This is a genomic window from bacterium SCSIO 12696 (assembly GCA_024397955.1).
Taxonomy (GTDB): Bacteria; Pseudomonadota; Gammaproteobacteria; order Pseudomonadales; family Porticoccaceae; genus SCSIO-12696.
Genome location: CP073744.1, coordinates 2258529 through 2274107, shown reverse-complemented (window position 1 = coordinate 2274107; position 15579 = coordinate 2258529). Strand labels below are relative to the sequence as shown.

Here is a 15579-nt window from a genome sequence, read left to right as displayed (position 1 = left end):
GCATCAATCCTTAGTTATGGTTGTTTTGCTGTGAGCCAATGTAGCCACAGCACCCCCAAAAACAACTTTTTTCTAAAAAGTCTTCAAATACAAACGAAAAGTACTATATATTAATACTTTTCAACAGGTGCCAGATATGCACGAGAATTCACGGCCGGAAAGCCCTTACTCAGAAATCATGGCCCTGATCAACGCCCTCAAAAAAGCGCTCAAACAGCAGGGCAAAACTTACCGCGACGTGGCGCAATTATTGGACCTTTCCGAATCCAGCGTAAAGCGTATTTTCACCTCCGGGGATCTGTCCCTGAAGCGGCTCGACCGCCTGTGCAGCTGGCTGGGAACCACCATCACCAGCCTCAGCGTGGCGGCAGAAGCCCAGCAACCCACCCTGAGTCAGCTCACCATGGAACAGGAACAAGAGCTTGTGGCAGACCCCATTATGCTGCTGGTGGCCAGCTGCGTACTCAACCAGTGGCAATTCGCCGAGATCATCAGTTATTACAACATCACGGAGCCACAGTGTATAAGTAAGCTGGCGGCACTGGACCGCCTGGGCGTGATTGAGCTGCTGCCCGGCAACCGCATCAAGCTGCGGGTGGCCCCCAACTTCCGCTGGCAAACCAATGGCCCGATCCAGCAGTTTTTCCAGAATTCGGTAGAGCGGGAGTTTTTTAACTCGAATTTCGCCAGCGATGGTGAGCAGTTTATTGTACTCAACGGCACCTTGTCGGCAGCCTCCAGCGAACAGTTTCAAAAACGGATGCGCAAATTGGCCAGTGAGTTCAACGAATTGGGCAAAGCCGATTTGGCCCTGCCCCTGAATGAGCGCCACGGCACCACCGCAGTGATTGCGGTGAGGCAGTGGCATTTTGCGTTGTTTGAGCAGTATCGGCGGTAATCACCAGACAATATCAAACAATGGATCCCCGCCTTCGCGGGGGTGACACAAGCCTGCTACAGCCGCCTAAGATTGAACCAATCTCCTTCTTCCGAATAGCAGCAGCGGCAACAACACCAACATCCACACTCCAAACGAACCGCCACCACCGCCTTTGCGAGGGGTTGCCCGGGGTTGTTGAAACGCCGGTTGCTGTGAGTCCGCGCGGTTGTGACGTACCGGAGCCGCTTCCCGTTGTTTCCGGGCGTTGTGCTCCTGCTGCACCCGCTGCTGGTTGCGACGCTCGATACCTTGCTCTTGAAACACTTCATCGCGCACCACCACCATGGATGTATAGTTGGTCACCAAACCGTACTCTCGGGCGATATCCACAATGGCTTGTTTGCTGTCGCTATCCTCTCCCAAATAATCGATGTGGTCTTGCAGGCCCTCAATAGCGGCATAAGCCCACAGGCGTTCAATCTCTGGTTTCAGATCGGCAGTTTCAGGGAAAGCAATCCGGGTTTGATAGCTTTTGGGCTGGCCGGATACTTTGCCGGAGATAGTTACGTCGGCAACACCGTCACCGCGATAGTGGCCAAACACAATCAACTGCTGGCCGCGATACAGGGAGCCGATGCGAGTGGGTTCCATATCCTCCACCTTGACGCCTTTAATACGCACATCGATGTCGTGAAACGCTTGGTGGGTGAGTTTTTCAGTGGCCAACATCAACTGGCCGACAATGTCGTCGCTGTTGGACACACTCATGGCAAAGCCGTTGGAGACTTTGGTCATACCATCCAGCAAGGGGCGATTGGCGCTGTTGCCCATCACAAAGGTAAACAGGCGAACATCGTGTTGTTCCAGCAACTTGAGAAAACGTTTTTTCTCGGTGACGCCCACATTGGCCACGCCATCGGTCACCAGAACAAGGGCGCTGGGGCGGTCGGCGTCCAAACCACGCATGCCCTTTTGCAGTCCGGCGTAGAGGTTAGTACCACCGCTGGCGGGGGTGTTTGCCAGCTGTTGGGTGTAGTGGCTAACTTCCTCCGGCGTTGCCATCACATAGCCCGGTGTTAATTCACGAGCGCTATTGTTAAACAATACGATTTTAAAACGGTCGTTGGGGTTCAGTTGCTTGAGGCCCTTATTCACCCCTTCCACCAAGCTGCTGTATTTACCTTGCATGGAGCCAGACAAATCCAGCACAAACACCCAGTCCCGACCCTGTTCGATGCGGGCCAGGTCATCACCCGGCGTGACCGTCATCATAAAGGTGCCGCGGCCGCTGGCGTCCGGTTTGTGAGCCACCATATCGATACTGCCGGGCAGGCCTTGCTGGTGACGCCAGTAGACCACGATATCCGTATCCAGCCGCTGGATGACTTGGGGCGCAGTTTGAGGGACAACGGGTGATGTGCCCTCCTCATCCACTAATGTGTTAGCGGCAGCACTGGCACTGCTATTGGCCAGCGTCACTTGCCACTCCTGGGGCGAACTGTTGGTAGCCACCGCTTGCGGGTGTTTGGGCAGGCGCAGAGTGTCGATGGGGTAAGAAGAGCGCAGCTTGAGGTTGAAACTAAAAGCTTCGCTGACTTCGTCGTTGTAGTTCCAGAACGCCAGTTGTTGTTCATCCACGCCACCCTCTTCCAGCGGGTATACATAGCGGCCAATACTGTGATCCACATGAACGGGCTGAATGTAGACCAGGCGAATTTTTACTTCCTGATTGCCACGTACCGGGTACACCGAACTGTCGAAGGTGCGGTATTCGTCCTGCTCGGTGATGGCGGTTTCGCGGCCCTGGGATTTTTCCCGCTCGTAGAGTTCACGGGCCTGCTTTTTCTCCAGCACTTCACCGGTAACCGGTGTTCCATCAATCCAGTAGGTAAATTCCCCTACTGAGGCTTTTTCCGGCACCGGGAACGAGTAAATGGCTTCCAGCTCTGCGCTGTTAGGGTTGTAGAACACCTGTTCCACCGAGGTGATGGCGTAGCCATCTTCAATCACCACATTGACGTGATGCTGTTTGATTTCCAGGGATGGCAGGCTGCTGGATTTGGGGATCATCAAGCCCGCAGCCACCGCAGCTTGGCTGCACAGCACCACACCGGCAGCCGCTGCCAAACATCGTCGAATTACCTTTTGAAAAACTTTCATTGCTGTCTCCTTTTCATCACCGCTCTGTACGCGGCGATTGGCAAACTAGAAAAGAAGACTGCCAGGAACAACTAAAACCGAAATAGGTGCAAAAAAATACACCCAAAGGATTATCTGGCAATACTTTTACAGCGAACATAAAAAAGCCGGGCCACTGGTTACTACAACCCAATGGCCCGGCTAACCCCTCTTACCAAAATCAACTATGAGTATTTTTCCGAGGTGAGCACGTCTCAGGAATGGTTACTCTTTGGGAATCGTTAGGGTGAGAGTGCGCTTTTTCTTATCTCGCATAATACCGATAGACAGTTCGTCTCCCGCACCATAGGTAAACAACAGGTTAGTAACCCAGCGGGGATCCTTGGCTTTGCGGCCACCAATATCGAGAATGACATCGCCTGGTTGCAGTTGGTAAATATTGTCATCTGCGCTGGTAAGTACCAATACACCGCGATCAGTGCCAAAGTATTTACCCAGACCTTTGTTCAGGTTTGCCATTTCAAGTCCGGCGCGACCCGGTTCCCGCAGAGCAATCAAACCACCGGGGAAACCGGCCTGCTCAAGGATTTTCTCGATCTCCTTTTCTTTACCCGTGAACACCATAAAGTCGCTATTGCGGGCTTTGGCAACCATGTTTTTTTCCAATTGCTTGCCGTTGCGATCCACCACCAGGCTAATGGCGTCACCGGGCATCGGGTGCCCAAAGAAGCCCATAGCCTGGCGCAACGCATCGCCGCTGCCATCGTCGGTATCAATCCTTCCACCGTTCACCTGCACAATGCGATCTCCGCCTTTGATGCCCGCCTCATCAGCGGCACCACCGGGCATTACTTTGGTGATGATGATGTGGCCGTCTTCTGTGGTGTCAAACAAGATACCGATCACTCCGGCGGGCTTTTTATGCAACTTGATGTCTTTCAAGTCCTCCAGCAGCTCTTCGTACTCCAAAGGGTCGTGAGCTGCCAGCAGCTGCAGTGCCTCTTGAAACTGCGGGGTATCAAAATCCAGCTGATCGATGTCGACAGCGACTTCTTTTGCCGTTGCCAGTTGGCTGCAAACACCAATGGCCAGGCCGACAAGCAATGCTTTCATAATAATCTCCTACTTCTTTCCAAAATTAGAGCCACACTCCGCTGCTTGGCAACTGCAAGTTGGCTTCCAAAAGCTGTGTACTGAGGTGGTCACGCTGGCGTTGCAGAGACACTTGTTGACGCAGGTCTCCATAGTGACGATTTTCATCAATCTGCTGTATCCAGCTTAAAATCGCCACTTCTTCAAGCGCCTGGTCGGTGCTGTAAGTGCTGCGGGCGTAGTTCGCCAATAGCTCATCCCCCGGCTCCGCCACCTGAAAACCATTGGCAACCGTAGGTTGAGCATTGTTGCTCACAGAAGGAGCGTGGCCCTGCCACAAAACAAACGCGAGACCCACCGCCGCTAACGAGGCCGCCATCGCACCCCAACGGCGCCAACCGGTGCTGACCTGGTTACTCTGCTCCATGTTGGCGGCAATCTGCTGCCAGCAGTCCTCTGGCGCATGCTGCAAGGGCAATTCACGCAGCGCTTGATCAATCGGGTGTTGTTGGCTGGGTTCACTCATCACTAAATACCACTCATTACTTTTGTCGAGCCATTGGTTTGCGGCTCTCTCATTTCCGGCAGACACGCCTGCAGCTCTTTGCGGGCACGGGACAATTGGGCCCTTGAATTGGCTTCGGTAATATCCGCAATCTCGGCAATCTCCCGGTGGGTGTATCCTTCCACCGCGTGCAACCAGATCACCGTGCGCCGCAGCGGCGGCAACTGGGCCAGAGCTTGTTCCAAGTCCCGCTGGGTGTCTCCAGTTTCAGAACTTCTTGCCGAATTGTCGGGTTGTACTTCTTCATCCAGAGGCACATCTTGCCAGCGCTGCCAGCGCTTTTGCCGTCGCAACTCACTGAGGCACGTATTCAGAAACAGTTTGCGTAGCCAGCCCCAAAACGGGGCATCAAATCGATATTGGCTGATCTTTCGAAACACCAGCAACATGCCTTCCTGAAGTATTTCCCTGGCCACTTCAGGGCACTGCGACAATTTGAGCGCCAGACTGTACGCGGGCACTTCGAAGGTATCGTATACCGTTCTAAAGGCCGCCATCTCGCCCTGTTGGGCTCGCCTGATAACATCCATCGACAGGTCGATAGCAAATGCGCTCTGTTTCATACCCCTATAGACGACTGGTTGAGTCATAGTGTGACAAAGCTTAGCGAACTTTTGTCGCGATGTTGCACGACTTGGCGCCAGGGGACTGTTCACGAAGACCGCACAACTCCCGATAAAGTTGACTGTGCAGGCCTTGCAAACGCTGTTGCAGCTGCCCAGCCAATGACTCTGCTCCCCGTATCCACAGGTTATTAGCCACCTCGCCCCTTGTAGAATTATCGACACACTCACCGATTGCAGCCATCGAGAAGAAGTGGCCCAAAGCCTGAAGCTCAGCCAGCTCATCACACCACTGCACCAGTTGAGTTATTTGATGTTGACGGCAATCACCGACCAACTTGGACGAACGCTGCTTTCCCGGCACAAAACCATCCCCTCGTATTCAACACTGTATAAATATATAGCTTTACGCTAATTAGTTTCAAGCTAAAATAAATGTAAATGCTTTAGGACAGACAAACAATGACTGTACAAGAGATTCGTTATCAGAAATTGCAAGAACTGCTGGAACACTGCCAGGGAAACCAGGCCATGTTGGCCCGACAAGCCGGTACCAATGCCGCGTACATCAGCCAGATCATCAACCGAACCCCATTGCCGTCGGGCAAGTTACGTAACGTCGGTGAGCGCCTGGCACGCAAGCTGGAGCGGGCTTTTCACAAACCTCACGGCTGGATGGATGAGCGGGGGGCATCGGCGGTCGCAGAAACCAGGGCAGACTACCAAGCCACTGACCCCCAGTGGCAAGCATTGCTGGATACAGCGCGGCAATTAACCCCGCAACAATTACCGGTAGCCGTCGATATGCTGGCGGCACTGATTAAGCAGCGCCGCTCTTAAACCCTTACTAGGGCCTGTTAACAATAATGGAGTCGCCACTGTTGTGACTAAAAAAGCGTCAATCATGGCGCGAGTCGTGTGGTTTGGTCATTCCAAATGAGCGACGAGCAACACCGGGTGGCGCTTTTTTAGCCGCAACCCCAGGGGCTGGGGCCCCTGTTTATAAACAGGAAGTCCGCCCAGCTGTGTTATCAGTCGCTTATGTAGAGTGACTACACGGCACTCCTTCTGCCTTGCTGAGCAAAAAAGTGACTCCCAGCAGTGATGACTCCATTAGTGTTAACAGGCCCTAGGCCGGGTATTCCGACAACCACCCCAGCATATGATCACCCATGGCACGGGCGACTTCGTCCATCAAGCTGCAATACTGGCGGACATTCTCCCAGTATTGGCGCTGTTGCCATTGCAAGTAAGCCGCGCATTCACCCCCGGAGTAAGTGACCACCCAACCGGACTGCGCCCCCATTTCTCGCAACATATCCGCTTGCTGTTTCCAGACACTTTTTAACTGTTGCTCACGGCCTGGCCGAACCCATATTCGGTACATGATGGTGTGCATGGTGCTGCGTCCTTTCGTTTACTGCGGGTGGTTGTTATGGGCTGAGAGCTGTTCTTTAGAACACTGGATCAGCTGATGAAATTCTCGCTTGAGGCGCTGCTGGCGTTGCCGCAACCACTGACAGGTAAGGCCCAGCCCACTGCTGGTGCTCGCTGAAAAGGCGTCATCCGCCTCTGTAGCCAAGGTGAGAAAAGCGTCGTAGAGAAAGCTATTAAGGGCTTCCAATTCCGCCATCTCATCGTAAAGGGGGACCAATTGTTGAGTGAGGCAGTTAACTGAAGCCGATGGGTGTTTATTTTGAGTTCCGCCACCTGAAGCTGACATTAGGGCCTCCCTGTCGATACGCCATTAATGGCGTGGCGCGAACTATTTAATCATGACATTAATGTCATGTCCAGCCAGCAGAGCCCAAGCTATGAAACGCAGTATTCCCGAACAGGATCCGCTTCATCCCGCTTTTCAGCAATTTACCCGAGCACTGCGGCAGCGCATTATTGAGCTGCGCCATCAACATGGCCTCACTCAAGAAGACATGCAGCAATTCGGGTTGTCGCTGCGACAATACCAACGCATCGAAAGTGGCGAAACAGAGAACATCACGCTGGCTAATTTGTATCGCATTGCCAGTGCTTTTAATCAGCCAATATCTGATTTACTGAATTTACCGGTCGGTGATTCAGAGTGAAAAAGGGCCGCTGAGCGGCCCTCTCAATTCATCCCATTTACCAGATTCTGACGCGCTCTTCCGGTGGCAGGTAAAGCGCATCACCGGGCTGCACATTAAACGCCTGATACCAGGCATCCACGTTGCGAACAATGCCATTGACCCGAAATTCACCCGGAGAATGAGGGTCGGATTTCAGCAGCTGCAACTGGCGCTCCTCACGGGTTTTGCCGCGCCACACCTGTGCGTAAGCGAGGAAAAATCTTTGATCGCCAGTTAGCCCGTTAATCACTTTGTCTTCCTGACCATTGAGGTGTCGCTGGTAGGCTTCATAGGCGATCATAACCCCACCCAGGTCGCCAATGTTTTCCCCCAGGGTAAAGCGGCCGTCCACAAAGTTACCCGGCACCGCTTCGTACTGATTAAACTGGGCCACCAGCTGATCCGCACGACGCTTAAATTCCTCTGCATCGGTTTCGTTCCACCAGTCTCGCAATACGCCATTGGCGTCGGATTTGCGGCCCTGGTCATCAAAACCGTGGCTCATTTCATGGCCAATCACCACACCGATGGCACCGTAGTTCACCGCCGCATCGGCCATTGGGTCAAAAAATGGCGCCTGCAAAATAGCAGCGGGGAACACAATTTCGTTAAACAGAGGGCTGTAGTAAGCATTGACGGTTTGTGGCGTCATGCCCCACTCGGTACGATCCACCGGCTCGCTCAGTTCCTTGACCGCTTTCGCCCGGCCGTACACCCGAGACGCTTTGATATTGCCGTACAAATCCCCTTCGGTGATTTCCAGGCCAGCGTACTTTTCAAATTTTTCCGGGTAGCCAATCTTGGTGCCGAAGGCGTCCATTTTCAGTTCCGCCTGGGCTTTGGTGTCATCACTCATCCACTCCAGTTTGCGGATTCGGCTGCGCAGGGCTTCTTTTACATTGGCTACCAGCTCACCCATCATTTCTTTGGACTGCTCGGGGAAGTGACGCTTCACATACACTTCGCCGATGGCCTCACCAAACAGGCTGGACACGAAGCCCACTCCTCGCTTCCAACGATCACTTTGTTTTTGCTGGCCGCTGAGGATGCGACGAAATTCAAATGCCGCCCGTGCCAGTTCGTTGTGGAGCACACCGGAGTTGCTGCTGATCAGAGTAAACGCCAAGTAATCCTTCCAGGCCTCGAGGTTGTCTGGGTCATTGATCAGTTCAAGCCCCGGATTGATCGCACCGGGATTGCTGATGATCCACTTTTTCTCGGCGCTGATGGTCGGATTCAAACCGGTTTCCGTGACAAAGAAATCCCAGTCCAAGCCAGGGAACGCGGCTTTTAATTCATCGTAGGTGTATGGGTTATAGGTTTTGTTGGGGTCGCGATATTCCACCCGGTTTAATTGCTTTTTGGCAATCTCGGTTTCCAGGGCCAGAATATTTTCCGCCGCTTGCTGGCGGCGCGCTTTGCCGTAATCCGCAAACGCCAGCATCTTGGCAATGTGAATTTTGTAGGCATCGCGAATCGGCGCAAACTGCTCCTCAAGGTAAAAATCCCGATCCGGCAAATTGGTACCACCCACTCCAGCAGCCAGCACTTTCTGAGAGGGGTCTTTGCGATCGAGCCCTCCGCCCACACCAATGGGCGCACCCACACCGGTCAGGTCCGCATTGGCAAACGCGGCGACCAAGGCTTTGTTGTCTGCAATGGCGGCAATAGCGGCGAGCTGATCACTGATTGGGCTGATGCCCAATTTGTCTCGGCGCTCCAGATCCATATAGCTTTTGTAAAGGTCACCAATTTTTTGCTCGACGGTGCCTTTCTCGTAGGAACCTTCACCCAGCTCCAGAATAATGGCTTTCACTTGCTTTTGAGCGTCATCCGCCAAGCGCGAAAACACCCCATAGCGGGTTTTGTCTGCAGGCAATTTATAGCTGTCCAGCCAGGCGCCACTGGAATAGCGGTAAAAGTCGTCACCGGGTTTTACCGCCAGATTCTGAGCGGTCAAATCGACCCCCCAATCCCCGTATACCGGCTGTGGTCCCGTGTCAGCGACACGACCGCCACCACAGGCAACCAACATCGCCATTGTGGCGACAGCGGCTGTCAGCGTTATTTTTCCCATTACTCTTCCTCTTTTGTTGAGTGTTATTGTTTAGGGCCTGTTCACACTAATTAAGTCATCACTGCTGGGCGCCATTTTTTTGCTCAGCAAGGCAGAAGGAGTGCTGTGTAGTCATTCTACATAAGCGACTGATAACACAGTTGAGCGAAAAAATGGCCCCAGCCCTTCGGGTTGCGGCTAAAAAAGCGCCACTCTGTGTTGCTCGTCGCTCATTTGGAATGACCAAACCACCCTCCTCGCGCCTTGATTGGCGCTTTTTTAGTCACAACAGTGACGACTTATTAGTGTGAACAGGCCCTAGGATCTTTTAATAAAAAAGCCGGCTAATTGCCGGCTTTGCAGATGAGTGTTAACCCCGAAACGCTTTTATACCATCAATCAGTACACTGGGGGTGGGCAGCAGCTGTGGCAGCTTACGACCGTCTTGCAGCCGATCTCCAGGCTTGTAGTACAGGTACAACGGCACACCAGGGTGCTTGTACAACTCAATAATGCGGTCGATTTCCGGGTCACCATCGGTGTGATCACCCACCATCACCTGAATATTGTGATCGGCAAAAAACTTCAGAGTTGCGTCTTTGTGCAATGACGCTTTTTCGTTCACTTTACAGCTCACACACCAGTCAGCGGTAAAGTAAGCAAACACATGCTGACCGTTATCCAGCAATGCCATAAGCTCTTTTTCGCTGAATGGCATTTCCGAATCGTGGCTGCCCGACTGACTACCCAATAATGCCTGGGCCTGTTCATTGAGTTGGCCACCGGTGCGCGCCGCTTCTTGCAGGGCCGCCTTCAAGGCGTTAATGGTTTTGATGCTTTGGGTTTTACGCACCTTCTCTGCAGCAGCCATCGCCAAAGACGACTCTTTGCGCTCAATGGCCGTGTTGCCCAGGTACAAGGTACCCACCAAGAAAACCACCGCTGTCACTCTCCAGGCATTGGGGCGTGCCGCCACAGGCACTTTGCCCCAAGCCCATGCAGCCAAGGCAATCGCCAGCATGGCGAACAGAGTCCACAAAATCGTGTCTTTGTCTCCCAACACCCATACCAGCCAGGCCGCGGTACCAAACATGGGGAACGCCAGAGCAGTTTTAAACACACTCATCCAAGGGCCAGGGTTGGGCACAATACGACGCGCACCGGGTACAAACGCAATCAGTAGATAGGGGAACGCCAAACCCAGCCCCAGGAACACGAACACCAATAACGAGATGTGTACGGGCTGGGTGAACGCGTAACCCAGTGCCCCCGCCATAAACGGCGCTGTGCAAGGTGTGGCAACCACAACCGCCAGAACACCGGTCCAGAAAGACGATTTTTTCGAGTGACCGTCACCATCGCTGGTCAGGTTCGAGCCGACATTCATCATGCCGGTGCCAAACTCAAAAACCCCCAGCAGATTTAGGCCAATCAGAGTCATGAGCAGCACCAGGCCGAGCACAACAATGGGGTTTTGCAGCTGAAAGCCCCAAGACGCAGCTTCACCAGCGGACTTGATGGCAATCACCACAATGGCCAAAGCCACAAAGCTGAGAATCACACCGGTGGTGTAGTAAATACCGGAGGTGCGCACTACCCGTGGGTGCGACTCTCCCATTTTTGCCAAACTGAGCATTTTCAGGCTCAACACCGGCAGCACGCAGGGCATTAAGTTGAGAATTAAACCGCCCAAAAATGCAGCACCCAGTGCCCACAAAATGCCGACATCACCGGTATTGGAGCCCACCCCGGTGGACGAATTAGCCGTCGTAGAAACCGCGCCGGGCCCTGAGGCTTTAGTAACCCCAGTGATATAGCCCGCTTGCTCATTGCCGTTGGCGTCTTTGTAAGTGATCAGCAAATCGGTTTGTTGATAACGTTCCAGGCGCCTGCCCGCGTCCATGGTGATACTCAGCAACCCGTCTTTGACCTGCGGTGTTTGCGTCAGGGTATGAATAACCATTTTGTGCACGGTAGGCCAGACATAGATGTCGCTGGCACCTGGTTCGGCAAAGGCCACATCAAAGCTGACTTTGGACAAATCTTCATTGCTGTAAAACGCCGCGTCCCAATCCACCATTTGCGGCTGGTGGTCGCGAGCTGACTGGAACAGCAAGTCATTGGAGCTGTTAAGCGCGCCATCGCCAATGGGTAAGCTCAGAAAAACCGGCGCGCTTTGTGGTACACAGTTGGCGTCATCGCACACCAGATAATTGGCCTGGCCCGCTAACAGTAAACTTTCCTCGGCAAACCCTTCGGGCACCGTAACATCCATGGTAATGATGTTTTGTTCCGCAAAGCCGTAGGTGATGATGCCACCCATTGAGGTGACATGGGGTACCTGGTACACGAAATCACCAACCTCTACCCCTTCGGCAAGGTTGTTCCAGCGCACCTTCATTTCCTTGCCCGCTTCGCCTGGGTTCACCCAGTAGTTGTGCCAGGATGGGTCGGGGGTAACAATTAACCCCAAGGTAAAGGTTTCACCAGGCTTGACACTGGCGACTTCAGAAACCAGCTCCACAGAACTGTAGCTGGCGCGGACGGGCTGAGCCTGTGTGAATACAGACAGGCTGGATAACACCAGCAAGGAAAGGGTTAAAAGCGCTTTTTGGGCCGCTTTCATTATTCACCTCGATATAATTTTTCAGTGTGGATCAGACACCAAAAAGTGTGATTTTGCGTAAATTTTTAGGGGGCACAATGTACAGAAAATCCACTGAGAAATCTGTTTCAGGCCTGTTCAAATGGTTAATATACAAGGAAATAGTTTAAGAAAGGTAAATAGCGGCTCACAAAACCAATAACGCTATAAGGCCTTTTTACGGTTGTGATTGCTGGGCCGCAGTTACCAGCTGATCCACATGCTTCACCAGATCTTGATGGCCGATGTTGGGAATTGTCCGCACCACGCCTTTTTCATCCAGCACAATAATCTTTGGAATATGACGGATTCCCCAGCGGGTCAGAAACTCACTGTTTTCACCCACATACCAGTTGTGGAACGGCATGTCGTTGCGTTCGGCAAATCGCTTCGCCAGCCCCAGGTCACTATCAACACTGATGGTTATCAATGAAAAAGGCCGCCCCGCCATGCGTTGATTCAAATCCCTCATACTCGCCATACCAGTGACACAAGGGCGACACCAGGTGGCCCATACGTCAATAACCACCACATTGCCCAAGTGACTGCTCAAGCTAGTGGCGTTTCCTTCAAAGTCCTTAAAGGCAAACTCTTCCAACTTCACCCCGGAAGAGGCGTTGGTGAGCCGATGGTGAACCACCGCGGCCACGTCTGCTACGGTTTCCATGGCTGACTTGCGCGGATTTTTTTTATGAGCGGGCAAATAAAAGCCGATGGGTTGCTCGCTGTTCATCACCGCCTGTACCAGCTGAAGCGCTCGGCTGCGCACGTGGCGCCAGTCTCTGTCGAGCCAGTTATTGCTGCACAGAGGGTGAGTAATATTCGCAGCGGCCTGATTGGATAGTTCGCCAAAAGAAGAGCGGGTTTTTGAAGTGACATATTCTTCCATGGACATACCCAGCTCAGTGGTATTGGCCAACAACTGAGCCATTTTTGAGTAAATCACCGCCAATTGCAGGGCGGCTACATGGCGCACCTGTTCATTGGAACCGCGCTCCGATGCCTGCAACAATAACTGTTCACAGTCATCATCGAAGTGAATCAACGAAGCAATCATCGGAAAAGCCATGTACAGCGACGGGTTTTGCAGATGATTGGTCAGCAGGTTGCGACACACTTCCAGGTGGGTCTTGCGATCGTTGCTGGAGTGCAGAGCCAATAGCATGGCATCGAGAGCTACGGCATCCCGGGGTTGTTGTCGATAGAGAGCAATAACGTGATTGAGGATTTGCTGGCGACGTTGCGCGATTTGCTGGGGGGCAAGTTTCCTGCCTTGCTTTCTGGATGTTTGGATTTCGATGCGCAGGACTTCAAACTGCTGATTGATGTTTTGCCAGGCAGCCGCGCGCTTCTCGTCAGCTACCGCAGTCAGTTGGCCAAACAGCAAGGCTGCAATAACCACCAGCAGTCGGTATTTTGTGTGATTTGACGTTGATGTCGGGGAGCAAAAGCAGTGAAACATAACAACCTGCCGGTTAACTTCAATCGGTGAAGATACACAGGGCAAGCACCCTCAACCATGCGGTTTACCTAACTTTACACCCTCTTTAAGGCATGTAAATCAATAAGTTAGACAAATTAGGCTGGTGAATCAAAAACCTTGATATGCGCCTAATTCAACGCGTAAAACACAAAAAACCCCTGGTGACGGAGGGAGATGCCAGCCAGGGGTTAGTATTTTGGGTATGCGGCCCTTAACAGGCTCTTGATTTTCTAGGCACCAACCATACTGCAAATTACCAATAATGCCAATGCCTTAGGAGCGATTAACTCGCTATATAGCGGCCCCGGAAAGCTGTAACCAAGCTCGTCATAGGGTAGAATCCGCGCACTTTCATTCACCTTTCACGAGGCCAGTTGCCGCCATGGCTGAATACGTTTATTCCATGAACCGGGTGGGGAAAATTGTTCCCCCCAAGCGCGAAATTCTTAAAGATATTTCCCTGTCATTTTTCCCCGGCGCCAAAATCGGCGTACTTGGCCTGAACGGCGCCGGTAAGTCTACTCTGCTGCGGATCATGGCGGGGGTCGACAAAGACTACGAAGGCGAAGCTCGCCCAATGCCGGACATCAAGGTGGGCTACTTGCCTCAGGAGCCCGAGCTGGATCCGGACAAAGACGTCAAAGGCAACGTGGAAGACGGCTTGAGAGAGGCTTTTGACGCCCTCGCAGGGTTGGAACAGGTGTACGCCGATTACGCCGACCCGGACGCCGATTTCGACAAGTTGGCAAAAAAACAGGAAGCGTTTGAGAACATTATTCAGGCTTGGGACGCCCACAACATCCAGAACCGTATGGATGTAGCCGCAGACGCACTGCGTTTACCCGCTTGGGACGCAGACGTCACCAAGCTGTCTGGTGGTGAACGCCGCCGCGTAGCCTTGTGTCGCCTGCTGTTATCGCGCCCGGACATGCTGCTTCTGGACGAGCCGACCAACCACCTGGATGCCGAATCGGTACACTGGTTGGAGCGTTTTCTGGTGGACTTCAACGGTACTGTAGTGGCCATCACCCACGACCGTTACTTCCTCGATAACGCCGCTGGCTGGATTCTGGAGTTGGACCGCGGCCGCGGTATTCCCTATGAGGGCAATTACACCAGCTGGCTGGAACAGAAAGAGGCTCGTCTGGCCCAGGAAGAAAAAACCGAAGCGTCTCACCAAAAAGCCATCAAGCAAGAGCTGGAGTGGGTACGCCAAAACCCCAAAGGCCGTCAGGCTAAAAACAAAGCCCGTCTGGCCCGCTTCGAAGAAATGAACAGCCAGGAATTCCAAAAGCGCAACGAAACCAACGAAATTTATATTCCGGTGGGCGAGCGCCTGGGCGACAAGGTCATTGAGTTTGACAATGTCACCAAAAGTTACGATGGCCGTACCTTGATGGAAAACCTGAGCTTCTCCATTCCAAAAGGAGCTATTGTCGGCATCATCGGTGCCAACGGCATGGGCAAATCCACTCTGTTCCGCATGATTACTGGCCAGGAGCAGCCCGACAGCGGCACCATCAACATCGGCGAAACCGTACAAGTGGGTTTTGTGGATCAGAGCCGGGCCAACCTGGACGACAGCAAAAGTGTTTGGGAAGAAGTCTCCGGTGGCCACGACGTACTGCGCATTGGCAACTACGAAGTCAGCTCCCGCGCTTACGTGGGCCGCTTTAATTTTAAAGGCAGTGACCAGCAGAAACGAGTTGGCGACCTGTCCGGTGGTGAGCGCGGCCGCCTACACTTGGCCAATACCCTCAAGCAGGGCGCCAATATGCTGCTGCTGGACGAACCCTCAAATGACCTGGACGTGGAAACCCTGCGTGCCCTGGAAGAAGCGCTGCAAACCTTCCCCGGCTGCGCCATGGTGATTTCTCACGACCGCTGGTTCCTGGATCGCATTGCCACTCATATTCTGGCCTACGAAGACGACGGCAACATCGAGTTTTACGAGGGCAATTACACGGAATACCACGAAGACCTGATCAAGCGCAAAGGCGAAGATGCACAACCTCACCGCATCAAGTACAAAAAGCTGAAAGACTGATTGAG

14 protein-coding genes are annotated in these 15579 nt (G+C 53.0%); 4 read left to right on the top strand and 10 right to left on the bottom strand.

The annotated features are described in order from the left end of the window. Positions 1 to 178: 178 nt before the first annotated feature. Positions 179 to 898 carry a helix-turn-helix transcriptional regulator gene (locus KFE80_10510; protein ID UTW46697.1) on the top strand — a complete coding sequence of 240 codons (720 nt, stop codon included), beginning with the start codon at positions 179 to 181 and terminating at the stop codon, positions 896 to 898. Positions 899 to 964: 66 nt separating this feature from the next. Here KFE80_10510 and KFE80_10505 read toward each other — a convergent pair whose 3' ends face one another. From KFE80_10505 to KFE80_10485, 5 genes are all read right to left on the bottom strand, one after another. Further along, positions 965 to 3040, bottom strand: coding sequence for a VWA domain-containing protein (locus KFE80_10505; GenBank protein ID UTW44819.1), 2076 nt, complete (start codon positions 3038 to 3040; stop codon positions 965 to 967). A 243-nt stretch (positions 3041 to 3283) separates the two neighbouring features. After that, complete coding sequence (locus KFE80_10500) at positions 3284 to 4132, bottom strand: PDZ domain-containing protein (protein UTW44818.1); 849 nt, start codon at positions 4130 to 4132, stop codon at positions 3284 to 3286. A 25-nt stretch (positions 4133 to 4157) separates the two neighbouring features. Beyond that, positions 4158 to 4637: a hypothetical protein gene (locus tag KFE80_10495; GenBank protein ID UTW44817.1), complete on the bottom strand. Its 480-nt coding sequence runs from the start codon at positions 4635 to 4637 to the stop codon at positions 4158 to 4160. A gap of 2 nt (positions 4638 to 4639) precedes the next feature. Further along, on the bottom strand, positions 4640 to 5239 hold the full coding sequence (locus tag KFE80_10490) for a sigma-70 family RNA polymerase sigma factor (GenBank protein ID UTW44816.1): 600 nt from the start codon (positions 5237 to 5239) through the stop codon (positions 4640 to 4642). A 40-nt stretch (positions 5240 to 5279) separates the two neighbouring features. Continuing rightward, positions 5280 to 5603, bottom strand: coding sequence for a hypothetical protein (locus KFE80_10485; GenBank protein ID UTW44815.1), 324 nt, complete (start codon positions 5601 to 5603; stop codon positions 5280 to 5282). A 98-nt stretch (positions 5604 to 5701) separates the two neighbouring features. Here KFE80_10485 and KFE80_10480 point away from each other — a divergent pair, with 98 nt between their 5' ends. Further along, entirely contained in the window at positions 5702 to 6079 is a 378-nt protein-coding gene (locus tag KFE80_10480) for a hypothetical protein (protein UTW44814.1), read from the top strand. A gap of 289 nt (positions 6080 to 6368) precedes the next feature. On the opposite strand, the gene KFE80_10475 is transcribed toward KFE80_10480, so the two are convergent. Together KFE80_10475 and KFE80_10470 are read right to left on the bottom strand one after the other, a co-directional pair. Then, entirely contained in the window at positions 6369 to 6638 is a 270-nt protein-coding gene (locus KFE80_10475; GenBank protein UTW44813.1) for a hypothetical protein, read from the bottom strand. Positions 6639 to 6656: 18 nt separating this feature from the next. Next, a complete protein-coding gene (locus tag KFE80_10470) occupies positions 6657 to 6962 on the bottom strand; it encodes a hypothetical protein (GenBank protein UTW44812.1) in 306 nt (101 codons plus the stop codon). A 91-nt stretch (positions 6963 to 7053) separates the two neighbouring features. Between KFE80_10470 and KFE80_10465 the strand changes: the two genes are divergently transcribed. Continuing rightward, a complete protein-coding gene (locus KFE80_10465) occupies positions 7054 to 7323 on the top strand; it encodes a helix-turn-helix transcriptional regulator (protein UTW44811.1) in 270 nt (89 codons plus the stop codon). A 37-nt stretch (positions 7324 to 7360) separates the two neighbouring features. On the opposite strand, the gene KFE80_10460 is transcribed toward KFE80_10465, so the two are convergent. The 3 genes from KFE80_10460 to KFE80_10450 all read right to left on the bottom strand — a co-directional run bounded on the left by KFE80_10460 (position 7361) and on the right by KFE80_10450 (position 13506). Continuing rightward, positions 7361 to 9421, bottom strand: a complete 2061-nt coding sequence (locus KFE80_10460; protein UTW44810.1) for a M13 family metallopeptidase — start codon at positions 9419 to 9421, stop codon at positions 7361 to 7363. Between the two features lie 349 nt (positions 9422 to 9770). Continuing rightward, the gene (locus KFE80_10455; GenBank protein UTW44809.1) at positions 9771 to 12026 is read right to left on the bottom strand and encodes a thioredoxin family protein; all 2256 of its coding nucleotides are present in this window, start codon (positions 12024 to 12026) and stop codon (positions 9771 to 9773) included. A gap of 196 nt (positions 12027 to 12222) precedes the next feature. Next, the gene (locus tag KFE80_10450; GenBank protein UTW44808.1) at positions 12223 to 13506 is read right to left on the bottom strand and encodes a TlpA family protein disulfide reductase; all 1284 of its coding nucleotides are present in this window, start codon (positions 13504 to 13506) and stop codon (positions 12223 to 12225) included. A 403-nt stretch (positions 13507 to 13909) separates the two neighbouring features. On the opposite strand from KFE80_10450, the gene ettA reads away from it, so the two are divergent. Beyond that, entirely contained in the window at positions 13910 to 15574 is a 1665-nt protein-coding gene (ettA, locus tag KFE80_10445) for an energy-dependent translational throttle protein EttA (GenBank protein ID UTW44807.1), read from the top strand. The last annotated feature ends 5 nt before the right edge of the window (positions 15575 to 15579 follow it).